The sequence below is a fragment of the Microcoleus sp. BROC3 genome (assembly GCF_036702515.1).
Lineage (GTDB): Bacteria > Cyanobacteriota > Cyanobacteriia > Cyanobacteriales > Microcoleaceae > Microcoleus.
Genome location: NZ_JAUBTQ010000031.1, coordinates 46,763 through 70,837 on the forward strand (window position 1 = coordinate 46,763; position 24,075 = coordinate 70,837).

General features: G+C 45.6%; 25 protein-coding genes. 6 read left to right on the top strand and 19 right to left on the bottom strand.

The window, feature by feature from the left end; translation table 11 throughout:
• Window positions 1-55: 55 nt before the first annotated feature.
• Window positions 56-199 carry a chlorophyll a/b-binding protein gene (locus tag QUB30_RS20100; RefSeq protein ID WP_015176459.1) on the top strand — a complete coding sequence of 48 codons (144 nt, stop codon included), beginning with the start codon at window positions 56-58 and terminating at the stop codon, window positions 197-199.
• 192 nt (window positions 200-391) lie between these two features.
• Here the strand turns inward: QUB30_RS20100 and QUB30_RS20105 are convergent, their stop codons facing one another.
• The 5 genes from QUB30_RS20105 to QUB30_RS20125 form a co-directional block, all read right to left on the bottom strand.
• On the bottom strand, window positions 392-604 hold the full coding sequence (locus QUB30_RS20105; protein ID WP_015176460.1) for a hypothetical protein: 213 nt from the start codon (window positions 602-604) through the stop codon (window positions 392-394).
• Between the two features lie 105 nt (window positions 605-709).
• Window positions 710-928 (bottom strand): hypothetical protein, encoded by a 219-nt coding sequence (locus tag QUB30_RS20110; protein ID WP_333336772.1) that lies wholly within the window; start codon window positions 926-928, stop codon window positions 710-712.
• A gap of 463 nt (window positions 929-1,391) precedes the next feature.
• Window positions 1,392-1,784: a response regulator gene (locus QUB30_RS20115; protein ID WP_333046072.1), complete on the bottom strand. Its 393-nt coding sequence runs from the start codon at window positions 1,782-1,784 to the stop codon at window positions 1,392-1,394.
• A gap of 381 nt (window positions 1,785-2,165) precedes the next feature.
• Window positions 2,166-4,733, bottom strand: coding sequence for a PAS domain S-box protein (locus QUB30_RS20120; RefSeq protein WP_333336774.1), 2,568 nt, complete (start codon window positions 4,731-4,733; stop codon window positions 2,166-2,168).
• A 360-nt stretch (window positions 4,734-5,093) separates the two neighbouring features.
• The gene (locus QUB30_RS20125; protein ID WP_333336776.1) at window positions 5,094-7,340 is read right to left on the bottom strand and encodes a glycoside hydrolase; all 2,247 of its coding nucleotides are present in this window, start codon (window positions 7,338-7,340) and stop codon (window positions 5,094-5,096) included.
• Between the two features lie 68 nt (window positions 7,341-7,408).
• Here QUB30_RS20125 and QUB30_RS20130 point away from each other — a divergent pair, with 68 nt between their 5' ends.
• Window positions 7,409-7,555, top strand: a complete 147-nt coding sequence (locus QUB30_RS20130) for a hypothetical protein (RefSeq protein WP_333336778.1) — start codon at window positions 7,409-7,411, stop codon at window positions 7,553-7,555.
• Here QUB30_RS20130 and QUB30_RS20135 read toward each other — a convergent pair whose 3' ends face one another.
• Together QUB30_RS20135 and QUB30_RS20140 are read right to left on the bottom strand one after the other, a co-directional pair.
• Complete coding sequence (locus QUB30_RS20135) at window positions 7,556-7,792, bottom strand: NifU family protein (RefSeq protein ID WP_172191146.1); 237 nt, start codon at window positions 7,790-7,792, stop codon at window positions 7,556-7,558.
• Between the two features lie 278 nt (window positions 7,793-8,070).
• Window positions 8,071-8,721: a DUF3386 domain-containing protein gene (locus QUB30_RS20140; RefSeq protein ID WP_333336781.1), complete on the bottom strand. Its 651-nt coding sequence runs from the start codon at window positions 8,719-8,721 to the stop codon at window positions 8,071-8,073.
• A 315-nt stretch (window positions 8,722-9,036) separates the two neighbouring features.
• Between QUB30_RS20140 and QUB30_RS20145 the strand changes: the two genes are divergently transcribed.
• The gene (locus QUB30_RS20145) at window positions 9,037-10,575 is read left to right on the top strand and encodes a PAS domain S-box protein (RefSeq protein WP_333336783.1); all 1,539 of its coding nucleotides are present in this window, start codon (window positions 9,037-9,039) and stop codon (window positions 10,573-10,575) included.
• A gap of 372 nt (window positions 10,576-10,947) precedes the next feature.
• Here the strand turns inward: QUB30_RS20145 and QUB30_RS20150 are convergent, their stop codons facing one another.
• The 3 genes from QUB30_RS20150 to QUB30_RS20160 form a co-directional block, all read right to left on the bottom strand.
• Window positions 10,948-11,757: a GAF domain-containing protein gene (locus tag QUB30_RS20150; RefSeq protein WP_333336785.1), complete on the bottom strand. Its 810-nt coding sequence runs from the start codon at window positions 11,755-11,757 to the stop codon at window positions 10,948-10,950.
• 913 nt (window positions 11,758-12,670) lie between these two features.
• Window positions 12,671-14,569 carry an ATP-binding protein gene (locus QUB30_RS20155; RefSeq protein WP_333336787.1) on the bottom strand — a complete coding sequence of 633 codons (1,899 nt, stop codon included), beginning with the start codon at window positions 14,567-14,569 and terminating at the stop codon, window positions 12,671-12,673.
• A 564-nt stretch (window positions 14,570-15,133) separates the two neighbouring features.
• Complete coding sequence (locus QUB30_RS20160) at window positions 15,134-15,361, bottom strand: type II toxin-antitoxin system CcdA family antitoxin (protein ID WP_333046063.1); 228 nt, start codon at window positions 15,359-15,361, stop codon at window positions 15,134-15,136.
• Window positions 15,362-15,887: 526 nt separating this feature from the next.
• Between QUB30_RS20160 and lepA the strand changes: the two genes are divergently transcribed.
• The 3 genes from lepA to QUB30_RS20175 all read left to right on the top strand — a co-directional run bounded on the left by lepA (window position 15,888) and on the right by QUB30_RS20175 (window position 18,958).
• Complete coding sequence (lepA, locus tag QUB30_RS20165) at window positions 15,888-17,702, top strand: translation elongation factor 4 (RefSeq protein ID WP_333336789.1); 1,815 nt, start codon at window positions 15,888-15,890, stop codon at window positions 17,700-17,702.
• A gap of 267 nt (window positions 17,703-17,969) precedes the next feature.
• Complete coding sequence (locus tag QUB30_RS20170) at window positions 17,970-18,542, top strand: type II toxin-antitoxin system HicB family antitoxin (RefSeq protein WP_333336792.1); 573 nt, start codon at window positions 17,970-17,972, stop codon at window positions 18,540-18,542.
• Complete coding sequence (locus QUB30_RS20175) at window positions 18,539-18,958, top strand: type II toxin-antitoxin system VapC family toxin (protein WP_333336794.1); 420 nt, start codon at window positions 18,539-18,541, stop codon at window positions 18,956-18,958. The genes QUB30_RS20170 and QUB30_RS20175 overlap by 4 nt, the downstream gene beginning before the upstream one ends.
• Before the next feature lie 48 nt (window positions 18,959-19,006).
• On the opposite strand, the gene QUB30_RS20180 is transcribed toward QUB30_RS20175, so the two are convergent.
• The 9 genes from QUB30_RS20180 to QUB30_RS20220 form a co-directional block, all read right to left on the bottom strand.
• Entirely contained in the window at window positions 19,007-19,453 is a 447-nt protein-coding gene (locus QUB30_RS20180) for a DUF5958 family protein (protein WP_333336796.1), read from the bottom strand.
• Window positions 19,437-19,775 carry a hypothetical protein gene (locus QUB30_RS20185; RefSeq protein WP_333336798.1) on the bottom strand — a complete coding sequence of 113 codons (339 nt, stop codon included), beginning with the start codon at window positions 19,773-19,775 and terminating at the stop codon, window positions 19,437-19,439. The genes QUB30_RS20180 and QUB30_RS20185 overlap by 17 nt, the downstream gene beginning before the upstream one ends.
• An 83-nt stretch (window positions 19,776-19,858) precedes the next feature.
• A complete protein-coding gene (locus QUB30_RS20190) occupies window positions 19,859-20,029 on the bottom strand; it encodes a ribbon-helix-helix domain-containing protein (protein WP_333336800.1) in 171 nt (56 codons plus the stop codon).
• Between the two features lie 262 nt (window positions 20,030-20,291).
• On the bottom strand, window positions 20,292-20,840 hold the full coding sequence (locus tag QUB30_RS20195) for a hypothetical protein (RefSeq protein ID WP_333336801.1): 549 nt from the start codon (window positions 20,838-20,840) through the stop codon (window positions 20,292-20,294).
• Window positions 20,833-21,390, bottom strand: a complete 558-nt coding sequence (locus QUB30_RS20200; protein ID WP_333336803.1) for a hypothetical protein — start codon at window positions 21,388-21,390, stop codon at window positions 20,833-20,835. The genes QUB30_RS20195 and QUB30_RS20200 overlap by 8 nt, the downstream gene beginning before the upstream one ends.
• A 44-nt stretch (window positions 21,391-21,434) precedes the next feature.
• On the bottom strand, window positions 21,435-21,986 hold the full coding sequence (locus QUB30_RS20205; protein WP_333336805.1) for a hypothetical protein: 552 nt from the start codon (window positions 21,984-21,986) through the stop codon (window positions 21,435-21,437).
• 32 nt (window positions 21,987-22,018) lie between these two features.
• A complete protein-coding gene (locus QUB30_RS20210; protein ID WP_333336807.1) occupies window positions 22,019-22,555 on the bottom strand; it encodes a hypothetical protein in 537 nt (178 codons plus the stop codon).
• A 61-nt stretch (window positions 22,556-22,616) separates the two neighbouring features.
• A complete protein-coding gene (locus tag QUB30_RS20215; RefSeq protein ID WP_333336809.1) occupies window positions 22,617-23,180 on the bottom strand; it encodes a hypothetical protein in 564 nt (187 codons plus the stop codon).
• 18 nt (window positions 23,181-23,198) lie between these two features.
• A complete protein-coding gene (locus QUB30_RS20220) occupies window positions 23,199-24,071 on the bottom strand; it encodes a hypothetical protein (protein WP_333336811.1) in 873 nt (290 codons plus the stop codon).
• Window positions 24,072-24,075: the final 4 nt, after the last annotated feature.

Consider the following 24,075-nt stretch of genomic DNA (forward strand, 5'->3'; position numbering starts at 1 on the left):
TACAGTTGTGTTAAGTTTAGTTACATAAGGTTGAAATTAAACGAGGTTTCTGGTTATGGAAAACAAAGACGCAAAAGTTGGCTTTACTGAGTTCGCTGAAACCTGGAACGGCCGTTTGGCAATGTTGGGCTTCGTTATCGGCCTAGCTACCGAATTCCTCACCGGTCAAGGCATTCTCTCTCAAATCGGTTTGATGTAATCAGCTCTTCTGCATACAATAGCTGAAATTCAGGCGATCGACCCCTTCACAAGTGCAAAAGCCCCCCCGCTAATAAGTCCCCTTCACTTCACACGGAAGGGGCTTTTGCATTTTTTATTAAAAAATCCAACAGATGGCACAATCAAAAATTTTTTCTGTCTTAATATTTATCGCGACACTAACTCCAGCTAACTAAGCAATTCCTACCGAATCCAAAATCCTCAATTTAGGAGTCAAAGCAGGAAGCTTCACCAAACCGTCCCGTTTGTGAGTCCGCGCGCTGTGACCTAAAATCATTTCCGACAAATCCGGCATTTCCTGCCAGCAGTGCGAGCAGAACCAATAAACGCGATTGTGGCGAGCGTGGCGGAGCAATTGAGAGGAGCAGCAAGGGCAACTATTCATGATATTTTAAACCTTCTTTAAGATATGGATCGATAACTAAATCATTACAGAGATTGACGAATGCCCGAGCATCTCAACTCCAGACACAACAATAAAAAATCTCTTTCACTCACAACTTTGAGTGTCTCGCAAGTAGCATTTTTGGAGACCGAACAGCAACACCACAATCAGAAGCTGAACACTCCAAGGAGCCCAAGAGAAACCCCAAAGAAAACAACCCAGTCCGCCTAAAGCCACAAGAACAAAAATATCTTGAGATGTTTGCCAGTAAATCCAGACTGCCACCAGAGAAACTATTAGTAGCAAAATATAAGCTGAGGGCATAGTCGTCTTCTCCCAATGTGTCTGCAAACCGTCAGGAGCGATCCCTGACGATTTGCTTAAACTTAAAACTAAAACCTGAAGAACTTATGAAGATAAGCGAGCTGTCACAAAAAGTAAAATACTCCTGCCAGTTTATATTTTTCCGAGAAATCATCAGGAATATTGAGTTAATTGTTGAGGTCGAATCTACTTAAATGAACGCACTACCCATAGGGAATTAAGTATCGCCTATTGGTATCAATTTCACCTCAAATACTGACAGTGTTGAAACGCCTGCCTGCCGGAATCTGGTTTTTAGTCCTAAGCTAACAGGACGCAAGGCAGCGGGCCTAAGTCCTTACACTTATGCTGTGCGATCGACCTGATTCTATCTGAGGCACAATACTGAAGAAACCAAGTTTTTTTAACTCTCTTTGCCTGCAAGACTAATGCTTGAAAAACAGCACAATTCAATGGGGGCGATCTATTCTTGCTCCCAGCCCAAAGCTTCAGCGACCTGAGCCGCCAAAAACATCGGTTCAAAAGGCTTAGCAATCACGCTCACCACGCCTAAATCGGCGAACATCCGCCTGTCCCCAGCGAGAGCTTTAGCCGTCAATAAAATTACCGGAATGTGCTGCGTAGCATTATTAGCTTGTAATTGTAAAAAAGTAGTAGGCCCGTCTTGGTCGGGCATCATTACGTCCAACAGAATAGCATCAGGCTGTTCGGCAAGAGCCTTAGCAACACCCTCGCGGCCAGAACTCGCGGTCAGGACTTCCCAGCCCCCCACCACCTCAAGACTGACTTGAGCCACTTCCCGAATATCTTCCGCATCGTCAATAACCAAGATGCGCTTGGCAGTCAAAATTAACATTTTTTTAGGAATGAGAACTGATCGTATACTAAAAGCGAAATGCGAATATTTTGTAAAACAAATTATCTTACCAGATCGGACTTTACAGTAAATTTTCAAAACTGTATAGCAGATGTTGAAGGCTATAGCGGCTCAGCGAGCAGGTAAAAACAAGGAAGACAGCAGTTGCAATCGACCGCAAGGGTTTCAACAATTAATAACATCCTAACCGTCCGGCGCGGTTGGTGTAAAATATCCACCCCAAAAAAAGCCGCTTTTCGACCTCAAATCGCGATTTTTGCCCGCAGTCCCCGAACGACAGAAACGGCTGAGATTGTTTGTCGATGACTCGATCGAACAATCTGCACAAAATCAGTAACTTTGGGTACACCTGGGTAGAAATTAACTTTCACTTGCAAGCCCCTCCCTTAGAACTGGCAGACTTAAGAAAAAAGTGCTGCCCTCCCCCAAAACGCTCTCCACCCACATCCGGCCGCCGTGCTGCTGCACGATACTGCGACAAATAGCCAGCCCCAAACCAGTTCCTCCCTTCTGGCGAGAATCAGAAGCATCAACCTGTTGAAAGCGTTCAAAGACCATCTCCAGCTTGTCTGCCGGAATGCCCCGTCCTTGGTCTTTAACAGCTATCACGATGGACGAGCTCGATACTGGCAACTGCTGATTGGCGGCGGCATTCTCAGGAGACAACAAAGACGGGGACGACACCGACTTTGGCCCTGCTTTTTCTACCAAATTCGGAGTGGGGGTCAACTCCGCGCTCAGCCAAACCGTAGCCCCTGAGGGAGAAAATTTGATGGCATTGCTAAGCAAATTAGTCAAGGTCTGAATGAGCCGATCGGGAACCGCCCGCAATTGCGCCCCCACAGGCCTCACCGACAGAGTAACTCCCGCCTCCTGAGCCATTCCTTGCATCTCGTCTGCCGCCTGCAGCATCAGCTCAGCGACATTGCAAATTTGTTTGATTGCAGTGCTGTAATTCGACTCCATCCGCTCTAAATCTAGGATGTCGTTGATCAAGCGCACCAAGCGGTCAGTGTTAGTGACAGCAATCTCCAGCATCCGCTTGGCTTTCTGCGGGTAAGCGTCAAGCAGGCCGCTGTTGAGGAGGCCCAGGGCACCGTGAATCGAGGTCATGGGCGTCCGCAGTTCGTGGCTGACAACAGAGATGAATTCATCTTTCATGCGCTCGACGGCAAGCCGATCGGTGATATCTTTAAAAGTCACCACAGCTCCAATAATTTCGCCTTGTTCTCGCATCGGAGCAACAACGTACTCAACCGGAAAACTGCTGCCGTCTCGCCGCCAAAAAATCTCATCGGTGACGCGCCGCGCCTCTCCGTCTTCCAAGGTCGCTAAAATTTGAGAACTTACCCGGTTCGGCAGCAATTTCGCCGGGGCTGGCGGTGCTGCGCAGACTGCAGCAATTTCAGCGCCTGAATTAATTTGTGTTGCAGGTGAGAGTTGCTCGATCGCCTTTGAGGATTCTTCCTGTGAACGGTGTAAGCTTTCATAGAGCGGTCGATCGATCAATTGCTTCGATTCGCAGCCGGCCATTCTCACCGCAGCAGGATTGACAAAAGTTACTTTTCCATGTTTGTTCAACCCGCAAATTCCTTCTCCTGCGGAGAACAAAATCATTTCTGTTTGGTGGCGGAGTTGTTCAAAGGCTTTTTCGACTCGCTTGCTGTCGCTGATGTCGCGAGCGATGGTGGAAACGCCCGTTACCGCTCCAGTGGCATCTTTAATCGGAGAAATTGTCAGGGACACATCTATTTGTTGACCGTCTTTCCGCAAGTGCACGGTTTCGTAATGGTCGATGCTGGCTCCAGCCCTAATATTTTCCAGAATTTGGGGCATTTCCTTGGGGCGTTCGGGTATGGCTAAAATCTCGATCGACTGCCCCTTGATTTCTGCGGCACAGTAGCCGTAAATCTTCTCTGCTCCTGCGTTCCAGCTCTGAATGGTCCCGGCGAGAGTTTTGCCGACGATGCCGTCGTCGGAAGACTCGACAATCGACGCCAAGCGCACGAGTTCGTCTCTAGTTTGCTTGTGTTCGGTAATGTCGCGACCCAAAATCACTATACTTTTGCGTCTGCCGTCGGGGTGAAATACGGGTACTTTAATCACGTCGTAGATTTTCACAGTACCGTTCGATCGGAGAATCACTTCTTCTCCCCTAGAAAGCTCACCTTTTTCCCACGCTTCTCTATCGCTCACCTCGCACGCCTGTAGGGCCTCGCGATAAAAACTGCTGAGTTCTGCTAATTGAGAATCTTTGAGGCCGCGGTAGTCTATTTTTTCTAGCTCGAAAACTTCCAATATCGCTTGATTTGCCTCCAGCCACCTGCCCTCGCCATCTTTGAAGCAGACAATATCTGGCATGGCATTGATCAGCGAGTTGAGATAGGAGTTTTCTCGCAGTGCAGTTTCTACCTCCGCCCGCTTGGCGATTTCCCGTTGCAGGTTTTCGTTTGCCGTTTGCAGCGAGTTGATTAACAAACTTTCTGTAAAAGTGCGTTCTTTAATTACTTCTTGAAGCCTGTGGAGTTCTAGCGACAGCCACCTGCGGGCCAACAAATTTTCTACCCGCAAGTCCAGTTGGGCGGGTTCGGCGGGACTTACTATCAAATCGTCTATTGTGCGATCGAGTTGTTTGTCCGGCAGTGAAAATCGCTGTTCGGAAAGAGCAGGTGTTTGGGACTTGCTAAGGAGTAAGAACGGTAAAAATATCGGCTCGGCGGCAGCTTTTAATCCTTTTACCAGCGGCCCGATGCGATCGAAAGAGGCCTCGTCGAGAATGCACAAGTCAAAAGCGATTTGGGGAAAGGGAAATTCGGAGTTGGGATCTAAAGCGCGATCGAGTACGATCACCTCATGCTCGGTGTTGAGGTGTGCGATCGGCAAATTAGGTTGTTGGTGGCGATCGACCAATAGTAAAATGCGGCTCATTAGTTTGTTAATTTCCCCATGACTAATGATATTATGTCCGGTAAATTAACCATTATACGGTTTATAGTGAGGACTTTATTACTCTTTTTTATTAGGACTAAATCCCTCACTACAAACAAATTTTATAGCGCTACATCGACCGGACGCGATCGAAACTATCCAGGCATTAGGCAGCCAGAGTTGAAGCCCCAATTCAAAAAAAAGTGATAATTATTTAATTGTTTGTTCGTTCAAAAAATGACTGATGACTAATTCAGTGGGCGGGGGCGGGTTTATATGTATTAGGGTTCGCAGTTCTATGAAAGCTGGTGAAACCCCCCCCTACAGACAGATAACTAATGACTAATGAATAATGACTTTTTACGGCATTCCGATCGGAATCAAAGTATCTTCCGGCATATAGCTAGAGTAACGATCCCCTTCCGATAAAACCGCAATCAGTCGCAGCGACCAGTCGGGCATAATCTGCAAATCCGCCCAGGGCACTGCTACCTCCAAACATTTATCCAGTCCCACTTGGGCCCGGCTGATCCGGGGCTGCCACTCATCGCCCTCTCCTGCTTCCTGAAACCAAATCGATTTCGTCAGCAAATTAATCTCTAACTGATGGTGGAATCGATAGTTTAGCGGTGCTTCGTCAGGTAAACCAGACAGCGGAATCAGACTGTTGTTCATCGTGCGATCGGGATAAAACCACAACAAATTTAACTGCTGCGGGCAATCAATTCCCGGCCGCACCCCTGCCTTGAAGTCGGCGCGAATGTAAAAATTCAAGTGGTCAACCCCGTACCAAAGCCGCTGAATTGCCGAACTCCGGTGCATTGTACCCCTTGATCCCCCAACTTCAATCCGACCGGCTTTGTCCCAATCCTGTTCGTTGCCGATACCGTCAATCACCGGGTGAATAAAGCTCAGCGGCAGGTGGTCGCCTTGAACAGAGTGCACCTCTACTTGCCGCCGCACTTCCGGGGGTACGGGCTCGCCTAGAGCTTCGTAAATCGCCGCTACGTGTTCGCGGAATAGCTGGTCGAACATGGCATCTTGGTTCGATGTGTGGCCTTCGCCAAACCACCAGAACCAGTCGGAACCTTCGGCAGCGTAAAGCGCTTCCCAAGCTTCTGGGTTGCTTTCTTCTGTGGCCTCTGGATGGTTTGCCAGCATTTGTCTGGCGGGCCCTAATATGTCCCAAGCGCGATTTTTCGCGGGATCGCCGATCCAAGTTGTGAGAGAACCGTCTACCCAGGAACCGGTGTGCAGTTGGGCTGCGGGAATTGTTTCGGTTGCTGGGAATTTGTCTAGAAATTCCGAGACTGTGACTAATTTGATATCTGGATTGTCGCTGAGAGTTTGATAGAGGGATTCTAAGAACGGTTTGCCGTCTTGGGGATAGAATTCCCAGCAATTTTCGCCGTCTAGGGCAATAGTAACTAACCAGGGATTTTCTAAAGCTGTTTGGCCGTCGGACTGTCGGTGTTTGAGAGTTCTGCCGATCGCTTCTAAGTGTCCCACTAAATCTGATGCTGCTTTTTCCGGTTCCATCGAACCGTAGGTAAACCCGATCAAGTCGGACAATCTGTGGTCTCTAAATACTATGGCTAAATCGCCGTCAGGAGTTTCTAAACGGTAAGGGCGATATAAGAATTCTGGTTCGTAGACATTTCCTGTCGCGTCGCGGTTGAAAAAGTGTTTAATTGTCCACCCCAATACTGCTTCGTCCGAGACTATCCATTTAAAGCCTTGTTTGGCAATGTAGGGCAAAATTTCCGGGCTGACTGCTTGTTCCGACGGCCACAAACCGCGCGGTTGACACTCAAACCGGTCTTCATACATTTCCCAGGCTTTTCTCAGGTGTCGGGGAATATCTTCTTCCCACTGAAACCTGTGTTGTGGCAGCGTCATGTTTGGAATAGCTATGCGGCCGCCGTTGGTGTCGGCAAGCAGCGGTAAAATCGGGTGCGTGTAGGGGGTTGTTGTGACTTCCAACTGTCCCTCAGCTTGCATTTTACGGTGCTGGGGAATGATGCGAGCGAGGATTTCTTTTTGTTTTGAGTAGATGTTTTTTCTGTCTGCCAAACTAAAATTTTGTCCTTGTTTCAGCCACCCTGCAATCTCCGGGTCGTCCCAAAACAGCGGGTCAATCCAAGCTAAATTGTGCCATGCCAGCAAGTCGCTAAAATCCTGCAATTTCCAGTTTTCCAAACACCACTGAATGCCTTTTTCCTGCCGCTGAGTGTAGAGTTGAGCGTAGCGGGGATGCGGCTGAATCAGAGTGTGGTAATTGGCGTCAAAGAAGTGTTCTAAAATGAACTCTTGTTCTGGGGTGGTTAAAATTTCTGCTGACTTTAATGTCACCGTCAAGTAAGGGTCTAATGCTTTGTCTGCGATGCAGTCTTCTATCTGCAAAATCAAGGACGGAACCAGGTTTACGGTTTGATGAAGTTTGGGATATTTTGCCAGCATTAGCACTAAATCCAAGTAGTCTTTGACTCCGTGCAAGCGCACCCAAGGCAGGCGGTATTGAGCCTCTGTGGAGTTAGCTGATACTCGGGATTTGTACAGCGGTTGGTGTTGGTGCCAAATGAAGGCTACATACAGGGGGTGAGACATTGAATTTAGTAATTGGTAATTGGTAATTGGTAATTGGTAATTGGTAATTGGTAATTGGTAATTGGTAATTGAATTTGGTAATTGGTAACAGTCAACTGTTAAACGTCAACTGTCAACTGGTAATTGGTAACAGTCAACAGTCAACTGTTAAACGTCAACTGGTAACAGTCAACTGTCAACTGTCAACCGTCAACCGTCAACTGCCAACTGACTAATTACATTACCTGTTCGACTTCGGCAATTTCTGGGATGGCCTCGCGCAGGCGGCGTTCAATGCCCATTCTCAGAGTCATTGTGGAACTGGGGCAAGACCCGCAAGCTCCTTGCAGTCTCAGGTGTACCACTGGGCCGTCGATTTCTACGAGTTCGACGTTGCCGCCGTCGGATATCAGGTAGGGCCGCATTTCATCGAGAACTGTTTCGACGTTATCTTTCGTTAGTGCTAGTGTCATATTTCGCCTCTGTGATGATTTCTTGCAGTTGATTTTGTTCGCTTTGAGTCAAGGGCAGCATTCTCAACCGCGCGGGATTTAAGCAACTGGGTTTCTTGACAAAAGACTTGCACACTCTGGTGAGCTGGCCGCAAGAAACCCGGTTTCTGTAAGGCTGATGCTCGATATGAGTTCGCTCTCTCGTTCGATCGTAGCCTTACTTGCTGCCAAATCAAGTTGATTCTGATAGGTTAACCAAAAAAACCCGTTTTATTTAAGAAATTGGGTTTTCGATCGCGCTACACTACTGCTGGTTCTAGCAGTTTGACGTTGGAGTAGTTGAACTCGGTTGTTGTCAGTTGACCTTTTTCTTTTGCTCGAACTACTTGCTTTGTCATGACATAATAGTCGCCTATCTTCTCAAAGGTATCTTCAAATTCGAGTTCTCTGATGATTTCGTCTGTTTGGGGGTTGCGGAAAACGGCATCATAGTGAGTCGCCAAAGAACCTTCGGGTGTTTCTAAGCTTTTGTGCGTGTCAATTACGAAAGCCATGCGGCCCATCACCCGGCTGACTTGACAAATTGATAGACCTCGGATTTTATAGTTAGAACCCATTGAGTCGCCTTGCACCAAGATGTCCACAGCGTCGGTGCTGTCTTTCTCGCCGAGGGTGAAGCTATTTTTGCCGTGAGATTTTTCAAATGTCGAGCGTTTGCGGTGGGTGACAATATCGCGCATTTGGGTGTAGACGCTTTGCTGCACTTCCTCGTCTTCAATGCCGCTGACTTCCACGCTCATGTCGGGTTTGATGGAAACATGACCCGTATATACTTCCTCGCCCTGTTTGAGTTCAATATCGGCACTGTAACCGGGAAAATTGGCATCCCAGGTATAGCGGTGTTCGTAAGCAGCGCGAAACAAATCGCGAGCGTTGGCTTGCTCTGTCATAAATCCCTCTTTCTCTTGACACCCATCTAGTTTAGCTTAACCGCGAGAAGCCCCACATTCAATGGATAGGGGAGTTACCCGCACTTGTGGCGATCGCTTTTTGGGGGTGCTGCTGGGCTGGCAATTAGGGCGCAACAAGAATTTACTTTAGGGATGGGTTGCTATAATCTGAAAATCAAGTGACAAAATGGCTGGTTATTGAGATCGCGAGCGATCGCCAGACACCAGTCTTAGTTATGGGTTATCTTGAAAAAACTTGTGTCCGCTTTTTAGGGGTTGCACCTGTGGCAACTATCAGATTCCCCCATTAATAAAATGCTAGAAACAGTCTACAAACACTTAGAAACGTTGCAGAAACAAGCTAGCGAATTGCCACCGCCGCACCAGGCAATTTTAACGAAAACTCTGGAAAATTTATCAGTTTCTTTAAAGGAAATGGCAGCCAGCCGTATGTTTGAAAGCGCGACAAATAAGGCAGCCAAGCTGGTTGAACTAGAAAAAAATAATCGCCTCTTGGAACGCACTGTCGCCCAGCAAGTAGGGCAAATCAGACAGCTACGGGAGCAGTTGGAAAAACAAATCAGCCAGCATCGCAGGGACAATCAAGCATTAACTAAAAGCGAAGCCAAAGTGCAAGCTGTGCTGCGCAATTCTCCGGATCTAATTAGCATTCTCGGCTCCGACGGGCGAGTTCGATACCACAGCGGAGCCTTACAGCGAGTTTTGGGTTACAATCCAGAAGAAAGAGTTGGGAAGTTTCACGGCGAGTTAATCCATCCCGACGATTTGCTGGCTTGGCAGGCGTATTTTGGGAAGTTGCTAGAATATCCTGGAGTTGCTAGACCGATCGAATATCGGAAACGCCACGCTGACGGTTCTTGGATCTACGTCGAGTCGATAGGTAACAGTTTGGTTGGCGATTCTAGCGTGCAGGGAATTATAATTAATTCGCGGGAAATAGGGGAACGCAAGCAAGCTGAAATCGCAGTCCGGGAGTCGGAACTGCACTACAGAGTTATGTCGCAAATTACTTCGGATTTTGCCTATTCTTTTAAGGGACTGCCAGACGGCAAGTTTGCCTGCGAGTGGGTGACAGAAGCTTTTGAGCGCTCCACCGGTTGCGTTCCTGAAGAATTGGAATCGTTTGGTTGGTGGAACTCTGAACTCGTTCATTCCGATGACAAGGAAATGTTAATTAAACAATTAGAAGGCTGTACTTTCAGCCGCACGGGAGCCAACGAGTACCGCATTATTAATCAAAAAGGCGAGGTGCGCTGGGTGCGGGACTGCTGGCAAGCGGTGTGGGACAAAACTGCTGAACGGGTTGTCCGTTTGTGGGGCGCTTGTCAGGAAATTACCGATCGCAAGCAAGTAGAATTGAAACTGCAACTCGTTAACGAAGTAATGATAGCGCAGATGGCATCGGCTCCGCTGGCCATTAACTGTACCAGCAATAACGGCAGTACCCTTGTCTGGAACCGCGCCGCCGAACAACTTTTTGGCTGGACTGCCGCTGAGGTTTTAGGGCAACCTTTACCGAATATTCCTGAAGGCCAAAAGCAAGATTTTTACGTGCTGCTGAAGTCGGCGGGTAATGGCAAATGGCAAAACGGTTTGCAAGTACCTTTGTTGAAAAAAGACGGTAGCTCGATCGATGTTTGGCTTTGGGCCGCACCCGTGCGAGATGCCAGCGGCGAGACTCTCGGCAGTATCAACATATTTTCTGACCTTTCAGAACGAAAGCGCATACAGGAGGAGCGCCAAAAATTAGCAGCGATGAAAGATATCGAGGAACCTTTTTGGGCGCGCTATGTCAGCCCTCCAAAAACTCAGACAAAAAAGGGCGGTGGGTAATTCCATCAAGCACAAGTTCAAAACATTAACAGTCCGAAACTACAATCTTTTGCTGGCGATATCATTTCCGGTAAAATAACGGCCATATGTTTGTCATTACAGATCCGTCCTCAGAGTTTGAGCGGGACGAACGTCGTAATTGCAAATCTATCTGATGGGTAGTGCCAGCGCGCATAATATGATAAATAAACCCAGATGCTACGTTTAATAGTTAGTATGCTGTGCTTTATAAAACCCTAATTATCTAAAAATAATTGAGTAATTAGCCACCGAATTTATTAAGGTAATCTATAGATCAACTGTCAGATTTTCCACGCGGAAGACTTGTCTGCACGTTAAATATTTGACTTTGTGAATGCTCGGCTCGAATCTTTACTGGTTCCCAGATTTCTCCTGGTTTCTGAAAGCCGCTAAATCTCCGTGAGTCTGGCAAGCTTCACTTAACTCAATGTAATCTAAGATATTGGAAATTACCTTAGAAAGGTGGATAGCTGAACGGTGAGCTTCTTGGATAAAATCTCTCTCCTCGATCGGATCGTCAGCTTGATCGTCTATGGTTAGTTGTAGATAGCCGATGATGTGATTTAGGGGAGTGCGCAGCTCGTGGGACGCGCTCAACAAAAATTGCTTTTTGAGCTGGGATAGTCCTTGTACTCGCTGGCTGCGCTCTTGGTAGAGGGTGGCGAGGGCGATCGCACTTCCTACTTGATCGGCAAGTTCTTGTGCGAATTCGATTTGGCGTTGAGTCCAAGGTCGATGGGTCTTACCCTTCCTCAACGATTTGCCCTCGCACCGATGCAAGCTAATTATGCCGTTAGGTTGCTCTTGATAAGCAGTAGCCAGCACTAGCAGCGACTGCCGCTCAAAAGGGTCATCGGCTGCAAAGGACTCTACTACCACCGGTTCGAGGGTGGCTAGAGCTTGAATGAAATGAGGTTCTGCTGTGAGCGAGATTTCCATTCCCAGCATGGGTAGAAAGGGTTCTTGGCAGTATTCAGCAGCTACTTTGACTTGCAGGCTAGAACTGTGATACGGACAAATGATGCAGCGGCTGACGCCTAATGTTTGTCCCAGACTATTAACTGTTTGCTGCCAAATGGTATCGATATCCAAGGTTCGACGAATCTTTCTGCCAATTTGCAGTAAAAGTTTTTGCGATTGAGCTGATATTTGCTGATTCATAGCAACCCTTTTTCTACTAGATTGGCAAAAGTTTACCACTGGGCCAACAGAGCAGGAATTTACTGAATTTGCCAGCGGCAGGCTGTCCGACTTAGAAATTACGTAATTATACTTAAATGTTGCCATATGCCGTCAAACATTACTAAGTAATTTCGATGTCTTTACAAGATCTTTATCATTCTCACATACAGCTCAGAGCGTCCAGTTTTATTAAAAATCCTTTACATTAGGCGATTAGGAAGCTGAATCAGCGGTATAAGTTGGCATTAAGTTCTTGTAAAGTTGGCGATTTGCAGGGCTTTACCCGAAGGTGTAAGCTCCTAGCGGACTGATCGAGAGAGCTGTTATCCCTAACCCTCGGATTCCCTGGATGCGAATTCAGGCCCGGGCCAGGAAGCGACGGGGGCGATCGATCTGAGTCCAAAACACTCAAGGAGGGAGCTTGGCGGCGGATCAAGTAAAAATTGATACTGAGTGGGCGATCGAACTCTCTTGGTAGGAAAATTACCAATTATCGACTACCTTGATTCACTAGACAGAAGTCAAGGATACATGGATAGCTGTTTTTTTCTTCTTCCTTATTTCTTTAGTCCTGGACGCACGGGTGGTCAGAAACCGAATTTTTATTGCGAAAATACTGCATTCCGACCTTTAAAACTGGTAAAAAGCAGGTTTCTTTGGTATTTATGCGTCCAGGACTATTCTTATCTTCTCTTGCTAATTCCTGATTCCTGATTCCTGATTCCCTCTTGCTTCTTTAGTCCTGGACGCACTCGACCCAAAAAACCCGGTTTCTCGTTGTGACGTTCGAGCATATATGAGCAAATTACGTGCAGAGACCGGGTTTTTGCGTCCAGGACTGTTCTTGCTTCAACGTCCCGATTACCGATTACCAATAGCCGATTACCAGTGATTAATTTTTAAATAGTGGTTCTTGATAAAGAGGCACAGTAAAAGTAACAGTCGATCCAAGTCCTTCCCCCATACTGTAAAAATTTACTGTACCCCCCATTGCTTCTACCAGCTTTTGAGAAATAGCCAATCCCAAACCAGTGCCGCCGTATTGTCTGGTACGATCGCCATCCACCTGAAAAAACGACTCAAATAATTTATCCTGCTTGTCGAGAGAAACGCCAATGCCAGTATCAGCAACTCGGATTTTTACCATTCCGGGGAACTGCTGGTTGTGAATAGTCACCTTTTTCTTAATAACCTCGGCACTGATGCGAATTCCCCCTTCCCCGGTAAATTTAATCGCATTGCCCGTGAGGTTCAAGATTACCTGAAGCAGGCGTTGGTAGTTGCCGTACACAATAATCTCGTCCTCCACAGGGGGTTTTTGGATTTGAAATTGCAATCGCTTTTGCTCGACTTGAACCCGCGTAAAATTCTCAACTTGTTGCAACAGTTCGCCGAGTTTGACGGGAGCCAGGTCTAACTCCATTTTGCCAGCTTCGATTTTAGCGACATCCAAAATATCGTTAATCACATTGAACAAATGTACTGCTGATCGGTAAGCTTCTTCGATAAATTGGTGCGCTTCTTCCGGGTCATCTGCCATGCCGTCCATAAGCAGTTTTAGGAAGCCGAGGATGCCGTTGAGGGGGGTGCGGAGTTCGTGAGAAGTATTAGCAAGAAATTGACTTTTAAGTTGGGAAAGAGCTACGGCTTCGGCGCGAGCGTGTTCTAATTCTTGGTAAAGTGTAGCGTGGGCGATCGCACTGCCGACTTGAGCGACTAACTCGCGGGCGAATTCGAGTTCGAGAGGACTCCATTTCGGGGAACTCCCACAGCGGTGCAAAGATATCAGTGCATTGGGTTGGTCTTCATAGGAGGTAGCTGCTACGAGCACAGAATGGCGGTTGAATGGATCGGCGGCGGGGAAGGCGTAATCGACTGCTACTGGTTTGAGGGTGGCTAAAGTTTGAATCCACCCCGGCTGTTCGGGTGCGCGCAGTTCTAATCCCAGCATAGAAGAGTAAGGTTCTTGGCGGTACTCAGCTACTACTTTAAAAGTTTTCGATTGGAGATTTTCGATTTGAGCTGGGGAAATTGGGGGCGAGCGGTAGCTGGCTATTGACTGTTGTAATTCGGTTGCTGCGGCGGTCGAATTTTGTTGATTTTCCGAGGCAAGGAAGGGGGAGGATTCGAGATTTTTGCTGTCTTTTTTGTAGGAACAGATGATGCACCGACTCGCGTTCAAGACTTGACCCAAACTGTTAACAGTTTGCTGCCAAATTGTCTCTAGGTCGAGGGTTCTGTGCAGGTTTTGAGCAATTTGGGAGATGGTTTTGCGGTCGATTTCCGAGTAGGGAGGGAGCGCTCGACCCGGGATGTGGCTCGCTGGAAGCGGCATTTGTTGGCGGGTCTCCGAGACGGATGGCAAAGCTGGATAGGCAATGAATTCTGGGGAATTTGGGGGTCTGTATGCGGGTTTGTCAGACAGCAGCCTTCCCATAACTAAGACTTTTGCAGCTTTGCCGTTTGAGTCGATCGCCGGAGTGAGTGTCAAATCGAAGAGAAAATATTGTCCGGCGTGGCAAAATGGATAGCTGAACCGTTGCGGTACGAGGGTTTCAAGCGCCCGCCGCAGGATATCGAGATAAGGCGCAGGGGGGATGGGTTGCAGGGTTTCGCTGAAGGGGCGATCGACAATTTGTTCTGCTGTAAGGTTGTACTGCTCGGCTTTTTGCCAATAAAAAGATAGATATCGACCAGAGGCATCTTGGGTAAATACTAATTCTGCCCCTAACTCTTGAAAAAAGGCTGTAGAGGCGAGGCTCGATCGCCGAAAATCTGTGTTAGAGTCCATCAGAGTAGGGGATGAAAGTAGTTCTGACTTTTGATTTTTGAGCTTTTTATTAAAAACTCAAGATTCAAAATTGTTTTGGGCTTGTATCGCTAAGTTTTGAGTTATTAAGCCACTAAAAACTTGTTGGCTATTTAATTAATAATTCACAGATCAAAACTCACAATTTACAACTCTTTTAGGCTTCTACTACATTGCGTCTTGAGTTATTAATGAATTAAAAAATTAATTTTTTTTTAATTCCGCACTCAACTCAATACTCAAAACTATTTTTTGTCAGCCCTTTTGGGGAATTAAAAAATAAAAATTAAGATTTTGAATTGGGAATCTGCACCGATTAACGATCGAGTTTGAAAATTATGCCAAAATCTGAGGCTGCGAACAACTCAAGTCGGGGGCTGGCTCGCGCATTTCTTCCGTCACCTTGAAGAGTTACGAGGTTGTGAGTTAGCCGAGTTAGCTGCGAACAACCTGTAGCTTTCGCCGCGAAATCTGCCTGACATCGAAGCGGGCGATCTAAATTTCACAGCCTGCTGATTTGCGCGCACCGTCTGGGGCGATAGAACATCAGTCGTTCCATTCGCCGCGAGGGGGGACTGGGGGGTTGCGGCGTAAACTCAGAGCCAGCTCGTCTTCGCGGCGCTCGCCTCTGAGCCACTGCTTGATTGCTGTTTCAATGACTTTGCTGGGGTCATTCGTCAAGTGCTTAATTTGGTCTAGCAGTTCAGAATCTATATGGATAGATAGTTCCACTTTTTCTGACGAACTGTGGGATGGTATACGTGATTCGCTCATCGTTAAAAAATCCTAGTTTTAATTCTTAAGTTTCAATTCCTTCTAGGAATTTACGCCTTTTTGTTTTGAAGGAAGTGTTTTGAAGGTAGTGATGCCTTACCCCTAGTAGATATTCACAGCGGATGAAAACCTATATTTTTTACACCCTTACCGTCCGGCTTCCGTCATTTGACCAAATTATGTGCTTGTTGTCAAGCGCCAGTAAATTCTAACCAATATTTTTAAGTTTGCGATCGCACTCCTGAGAGCAACCTGACTGAGCTGGAGGTTTGAGGGCGGATGGTGGCGATCGGCTGTTCCCTAACCGTTTAACAGATTTTTGTACAATAACAGAGAGAAAACTTTTTTCCCTCCATGGCGTATTGGCTGGAGTTGGCTGTTTAACATAGCATAAATACAATTAATCTGTCAACCCACAGCCTAGAAAAAATTAAATTCTATTTAAGTCTCTAAATGAGTATAAATGATTGTAAATTGAATGAAGTTTTATAATACAACAAAAGTCAATCTTTTGCCGATAGGTTTTATGACTAACGTTCCTGTATCTCGCATTCGTAATTTTTCGATTATTGCTCACATCGACCACGGAAAATCCACCTTGGCCGATCGGCTGTTGCAGGCGACTGGGACTGTGCAGGCACGGGAGATGAAGGAGCAGTTTTTAGACAATATGGATATCGAACGCGAACGCGGCATTACGATCAAGCTGCAAGCGGCTCGGATGAATTACACTGCCAAGGACGGTAAGGAGTACGTGCTCAATCTGATCGACACTCCCGGACACGTAGACTTCTCTTACGAGGTATCGCGATCGCTCGCTGCTTGCGAAGGGGCGCTGCTGGTGGTAGACGCATCTCAAGGCGTGGAGGCACAAACCCTGGCAAATGTCTACCTTGCCTTGGGAAACAATTTGGAAATTATTCCAGTTTTAAATAAAATTGACCTGCCGGGGGCAGAACCGGAACGGGTAAAAGGAGAAATTGAAGAAATTATCGGTCTGGACTGTAGCGGGGCGATTGAGGCTTCTGCTAAGGAAGGAATTGGTATAGATGAGATTTTGGAGTCGATCGTCGAATTGGTGCCGCCGCCGCAGGATACTGTGGACAAACCGCTGCGGGCGCTAATTTTTGATAGTTATTACGACCCTTATCGCGGGGTAATTGTGTATTTCCGGGTGATGGACGGAAGTGTCAAAAAGGGCGATCGAGTTTTGTTGATGGTTTCGGGTAAGGAATATGTCATCGATGAATTGGGCATCCTTTCACCGACTCAAGTTCAAGTAGACGAACTGCACGCGGGGGAAGTTGGTTATCTGGGCGCGGCAATTAAAGCCGTAGCTGATGCTCGCGTTGGCGATACGATTACTTTGGTCAAAAAGCCTGCACCGGAGCCTTGGCCGGGTTATACAGAAGCAAAACCGATGGTTTTTTGTGGCTTGTTCCCGATCGATGCTGACCAATTTCCAGATTTGCGGGAAGCTTTAGAAAAACTCGAACTCAACGATGCGGCGCTTTCTTACGAACCGGAAACTTCGAGTGCGATGGGATTTGGTTTCCGCTGCGGTTTCTTGGGTTTGCTGCACATGGAAATTGTGCAAGAAAGACTGGAGAGAGAATACAATTTGGATTTGATTGTTACGGCTCCTTCTGTGGTTTATCAAATCACAACAATTAAAGGGGAAGTGTTAACAATTGACAATCCCAGCCACTTGCCTGATCCTCAGTATCGCGAGAAAATTGAGGAACCTTATGTGCGGGTAGAAATGCTGTCGCCGGAAACTTATGTGGGCGCGCTGATGGAACTGTCTCAAAGTCGGCGGGGCATTTTTATGGATATGAAGTATCTGAGTCAAGGCCGAACTACGCTGGTTTATGAGTTGCCTTTGGCGGAGGTGGTGACGGACTTTTTTGACCAGATGAAATCGCGATCGCGCGGTTATGCGAGCATGGAGTATCACCTCATCGGTTATCGCGAAAATCCGTTGGTGAAAATGGACATTTTAATTAATGGCGATCCGGTTGATGCTTTGGCGATGATCGTACACCGCGATAAGGCTTATAATGTGGGCCGCGGGTTGACGGAAAAACTGAAGGAGTTGATTCCTCGCCACCAGTTTAAGGTGCCGATTCAAGCAACAATTGGTGCGAAGGTGATTGCTTCGGAGCACATTCCGGCTTTGCGGAAAGATGTGTTGGCGAAGTGTTACGGCGGTGATATTTCGAGGAAGAAGAAGTTGCTGCAAAAGCAGGCGAAGGGTAAGAAGCGGATGAAGTCTGTGGGTACTGTGGATGTGCCGCAGGAGGCTTTTATGGCTGTGCTGAAGCTCGATCGAGATTCGTAATCTGTGTAGCCTTTTGTCAGGAACAGGCAAGATGCCTGTTCCACAAAGAGTCAGTTTTTTTGTAGTTGTTTGCAATCACCTCGAACAGGCAAGATGCCTGTTCCACAAACAGTCAGTTTTCTTGTGGGATGGGCATCTTGCCCGTCCCTGTGGGGGCCCAGAAACCGGGTTTTTTACGAAATACTTCGTTACACAGGGTAAATTCGGTAAAAACCCCGGTTTCTTTGTGTATAATTAAAAATATAATTGTTCCTTGAATTTACTATTATGACTACCAAAATATTACTAAAGCCGTCGGACAAATTAACTGACTTTTCCTTGACAGCCGTCATCGAACAGGAAACAGAGGGAAAGTATCAAGCGATTGTATTGGGTTTGCCAGAATGTAAAGCTGAGGGAAATACTCGTGATGAGGCGATCGCAAATCTCAGCCAGCTTGTCACGAATCGTTTAGAAAAAGCTGAACTCGTTTCTCTGGAAACCCAAGAGCAAAAACCCGATCGCCCAGCCTTGACAGCTATTATCGAACAGGAGACAGAGGGAAAGTATCAAGCGGTGGTTTTGGGTTGGGAAGAATGTAAAGCTGAGGGTAATAGCCGGGAAGAAGTTATTACCAATATTAGCAGAATTGTGGGCGATCGGCTAGAAAAAGCTGAACTGATTTCTCTGGCAATTCAACCGCAAAAACCAGAGCATCCGTGGATGAAATTTGCTGGAATGTTTAAAGACGATCCGCAATTTGAGCAAGTGGTGGCATTTATAGAAGAGGATCGCCGCCAACTAGATGCAGAAATGGAAGAATATTACCGTACACTCGATGCGGAGGGTGAGACCAAGTGAGTTTGTGGGTACTAGATACGGATCATGTTTCGCTGCTTCAAAGAGGGAATCCACTTGTCAGCCAGCGCCTAGAAGCAGTCAATCCAGAAGAGATTGCTGTTACTATCGTTACAGTCGAAGAACAATTTGGCGGACGCCTTCATGTTATCAGGCAAGGTTCTTCACGGGATGAAATCTTATTAGCTTATGATAGGTTAATGACCACATTAAAATATTTTGGAACTGTCAACGTACTTAATTTGGATGAGGATGCTTGGAATTGTTATACAGATTTGGTGCGTCAAAAAATTCGCATCGGCACAAGAGATTTGCGGATTGCTGCTATTGCAATTTCAAGAAATGCTATTCTGGTGACGCGGAACCGACGGGATTTTGAGCGAGTACCGGGTTTGAGGTTTGAAGATTGGACAATTTGAGGAGTCGGGTGAGGGAGGAAGGGCGCTCGCATCACAGCTTACTACAACTTAAACAAGAATGCTTTGTTGAAAATCGCGCTGAATTTCATCTACAACTTTGCGATCGCTCAAATCACGATGCCACCAGTGGCGACAGCCATCTTGACAATATTTGCAGTATCTGCGCGCATCGGCAATTGCCAATAAACTCATTAACAGGAAAAAGGTTTTGATAGATTCTGAGGGCGGCAGTTTCAAAAGCTTTGCCATTTGTTCTTTTAATCGCCCTCTACTCAGCAACACACAAGGGGTGTAAGTTGGGCGAAGTTTTGATTTGGCAATAGCTAGGGAAACATCTTCTTCTCGCGCCCCTGCTTGGAGGGTCATGTAGGATAGTCGCTGCAATATTTCCTGCTGGTATTCGGTTGGGAAGCTTAAAAACCAGTTTTTTGCATCTTCTTGGCTAATTAATTCTTGTTGAATTTGATTGATTGTAATTTCATCGGCTAGATTCATTTGCCTCTCCTAAGTCTGGCTCAAATATAACGTGAGGTTCTCCTGAGATGAGGGGGCAAGTAAAAATATCTATTCCCGTTTCTCGACCTGAACTATTAATTTCGCCGCCACTTGTACCGCGAGGGACGGAACTGCGAGCGGAATGCCGCTGGCGAGAGTTACCTAACATTATATAGTCCCAGTCAGAAGTTGGCGTACTTGTCCCGTTTGCTCGACTGCCCACAACTAGGATGGTTTGTTTTGTGCGATCGGCTGCATTCTGAATTCTCCTGGCATCTTCTGGAGATATGCCTGCTGCTTGCCATGTTTTTACACCTCTCATTTAATGAATATTAGCATTGCAGTAGGCGAGTTTTTTCGCACTTCTCGATTTAAAAATTAAGCACGATAAATCAAGTTTTAGTTTCAGTCATCTGTTGATTTGAGCTGGCCGGATACTTTTGCTTCGTCGATCGCCTCTTGAATCAGAAGGTAGACAAAGTTGGAGATCGATCGCTTTTCGAGATCGCACAACTTTTCGAGATCCTTTTTAGCCTGTGTTGGCAAAACCACTGAAATCCGCTCGCTGTCGCTCATGCCTTGCAATCTGTTGGAAGTTTCCCCTATTGTGCCACCTCGCCCGTCCAGCTTGCAATGGGCGATCGTCGGTCGCTATCGCAGCCGGATGCGGAGGGACATCTTCAGTTGTTTCGGCAACGAGTGCCCAACATCCGATTTGAAGTGGTGTTTGATTTACCCAAAGCCGAGGATAACTTTTTGAGGGAGGGTTTTTGATAAGTTAACTGTCAAATTATCGAGGGCGATCGCACTTTTGGACATTAAGGGCGATCGCACTTAATTACGAGATAGCCGAAGCAGGAGCAATTTCGCGGAGTGGCATCAGGAATTCTTGCTTTTCTTCGAGGGTGATATAGCCACCATTTAGAGCCATTTCCATAAGTTGTTCGACAAATTCCTTTGACTCTGTTATGACTTGAGTTTTATTCAGTTCAAAATGTTGATTTCTGGATTTTAGGGTAAACTGGTTTGGAGATAAATATCCAAACTTTTTTAAATTACAGCTAATTCGATCCTGGGCTAAGGGCTGTAATTCCAGAGTGATGCAAACACTTTCAACAAATTCTACGTTGATGGGTTTTCCTTGGGATAACTCACTCAGTTTTTTGGGGAGTTCATCTTCGAGCAGCATACAGATATCGGGGTCTAAAAAAACGTTTAGTTTTTCTTCACCGATTTCTATTGAGACTAGACGATCGCATTCAAAGCAAAATAGTTTCAGACCAAGTTCAAAATGCGAAAGTTCTCCTAATGTGTCATCTGGTGCGTCAGCATATTTTTCGCCATTAGGTTCTTCTAGGTGAATTGTAAAATTGCTATAGTTATTCATTGTGATCGCTCCTATCTAATGAGGACAGCGTAGCATCATTGAGGACAGGATAAGCAGATTTGAATGTTCCATCTGGTTTCCTTTTAATAAAAGCACGGGTAACATTTTCAATTATTGTTCCATCTGGATAGTGAACTTTCCCAATAGAACGCTTGAAATTTATAATGTAACGACCGCGATATTTCGGTGTGACTTGTTCAGCTTTTACCCAGTCTTGAGCATTTAGCCACTGGCCTTGAGGCTGATTTTTGGATGCTGCCCTGCCTCTAAAATTAAGGGGTTTCAGTTTTGGGCCATGATGGCGATCGATATGGTCGTAGGCTTTGATGGATTTTGGATTATGCCACTGAGGTTCTACTCCACTGCCTCTCCAGTCACAACCACTTCCTACTTCAATCGTTTGGTCTATTATATCCTGTTCTATAACTTCTGGAGTGTCTTCAGAAGTATCTGTCCCATTATTCAAAATAATTGGTTTACTCCTAAATGGTATTTGATTGATGATTATACCATTAACTAATTTTAGGAGGGCGATCGCACTTTGGGACATTAAGGGCGATCGCTTCCATGAAGACATAAACTATGAACTATTTTTTAAAGGCAGGATGTTTGAGTCGCTTCGCCAATGTCATCTATTAAAAAATTATTATTATTGAGTACAAGAGTAAAATCTCTGTATTCACACGCTTGTTCTCTACCATCTTTAAAAGAATACAGCAACCAAACGGTCATTTTTGCTCTAGTAGGAGATTGTTCAATAGGTTTCATCTGAGTAACTTTGATAAAGTTATATAGACTGACCCATTTTTTATTATCATCACTGGAAGGATATTTTTTCTTGAAATCATCAGTAGTAAATACTTGTCCTGCTGCCTTATTATCTGTAGTTGTCAGTGCATAGAAGTTATAGATAGTTTGCTCAGGTGTTGTTCTCAAGGGAATATCTGAAGGTGAGACGGTACTGCTCGGTGAAGGTGGCAAAGATTGGGGTGTTGAATTTGAAGGGATATTAGATTTAGCCAAATTCTCTTGAATGGCATTCCAAGCTGCTTGACCGCCTAGAATAAGCACAGCACCACCTACCATAACACCCATCAAAATGCCGTATATTTTCCATAATTTTTGTTTTTCTGTTGGGTCATCCATAGGTAAATATCTCCTGTTTGAGGAGTAAAACTTTATGAAACTTCAATATTAATGACGTAGCCTGACTGATTGGGTGCAGAAATTTCAACAATATAATCTCCACTATTTGGCAGTTGACCCTGCCATTGGGATACACCGTTCACAGCATTACCAATTGTTTGATTGTTAGGAGAAATAATTGTCACATTAATACCTCCCTGCCTGATTTGTACAGTCATGCGCTGTCCGCTACCGCAGTTTAGTAAGTAGCGCTTTCTTTGATTTGCTGTTACACTGTCACGAATTGTTGCTCCTGTACTACCTTCATTAAAGCTTACTCGTTCAGTTGAAACCAAGGGTGTAGATGAAGGAGTTTGCGATCGCACTTCTGGTGCTGGTGGAGTGCTTAAAGGCAAAGAGTTAGTAGAGGGTGAGGGTGGTTTATTTTCAATACTGGCTTTTGACATATTCTCTTGAATGGCATTCCAGGCGGCTTGACCCCCTAGAATTAACACAGCGCCACCTACCATTACACCCATTAAAATACTATAAGTTTTCCACAGGCTTCTTTTTTCTTCTTCATCATTCATAGTTTTAGTTGTAGCTTTTTTTAAGGGACATCATTTGAATTATTCGGATTTAATTAATCATTTAGTTACAGCCAGTTACGCTATCTTTAATTATTGACCACTCCTGAGCTAGAGAATACTCACTTTGGATAATTTTTCTTCTCCCTAACTCTGGATGCCTCTGATAAAAGATGTAATCAACTACCGCTTCACATTGCTTGATGCGAGACCATTCTTCCTGTAAACTAGATTCATCACTTCTGATTTTTCGACCTGCTAGTTCAGGATATCTTTCATAAAAAATTTGATCGGTAATCTTATCTATTTCCTCTTCTGTCCATATTTCCTGATTTGATCGAAGAGAATTTTTAGAAGGAGAAACTAAAGTTGATGGTGCACTACTGACACTTGAAACCGAGGGGGTAGATGAAGGAGTTTGCGATCGCACTTCTGGTGCTGGTAGAGTGCTTAAAGGCAAAGAGCTAGTAGATGGTGGTTTATTTTCAATACTGACTTTTGACATATTCTGTTGAACGGCATTCCAGGCAGCCTGACCCCCTAAAATTAGCACAGCACCGCCTACCATAACACCCATTAAGATGCCGTAGACTTTCCATAGTTTAGTTTTTTCTTGCTCGTTGCTCATTGTTTTACTTTAGTACGGTTAAGGTTTGCCACTTGTTCCCGGTTGATTGCCAATCTCACTAGCTCTTTCTGATTCTCTTTTCCTGCGTTCTTTTTCTGACTCCCTGGAAGTGTCTAAATCTATAGCATCAGAGTTTAGCGAATGATAATCTTCAGCTTTATTAGACATATCTTTGATTTGTGAAAATCCAGAATCGTTCGGAAACAGTGGAGCAGCTACTCGATTGTTCACATCTGCCAACCCTGAAGCAATCCCAGTAAACGTTACTACTCCTGCGGCAAATTTCTTGGAAACATCTCCTATTTTGGAAAAAATATTATTTGCTTTGCTCTGTACGCTTGCAATAGTAGTATCAACTTTTTTCATAGTTTCCCCAGCAGCATCAATTTTATTCAGAATTTCACCTACTTTATTCTGAACATCCTCAAGATTCTCTTTCTCGTCATTTACAGCATCCTTAGACTCACTTAGGTCAGCATCGCACTCTCGCTCTGCTTCTTCAAGTTCTGTCAAAGCTTCATCACGTTTTCCAATTTCTTCTGTAATTTCAGACTGTTTTTGCTGCAGATCTTCTTTAATTGTTTCCAGCTCGCCTCTGGATTTATCAATCTCCGTTGCTTTTTGCTCCATTTTTTGATTAATTTCCTGGTAAGCAACTTGCAAAGCCTCTCCTTCCAGTTCACCCAACTTTTCCGATAATGATTCTAATTTTTGCTCAAGGTTTTTGAGCTCTTGCGTCTTAGTTTCAATAATTTGTATCTGCTCATCAACCTTTTGATCGGCTTGCTCAATATCCTCAACTAAAACATCCAGGTTGCTTCTGTCAGAAACATCTCCCTGGTTTTTTCGCTTCGAGTCTGCTGCTTTTTTGGGTTTTTTGAAGTCACTCATGGCT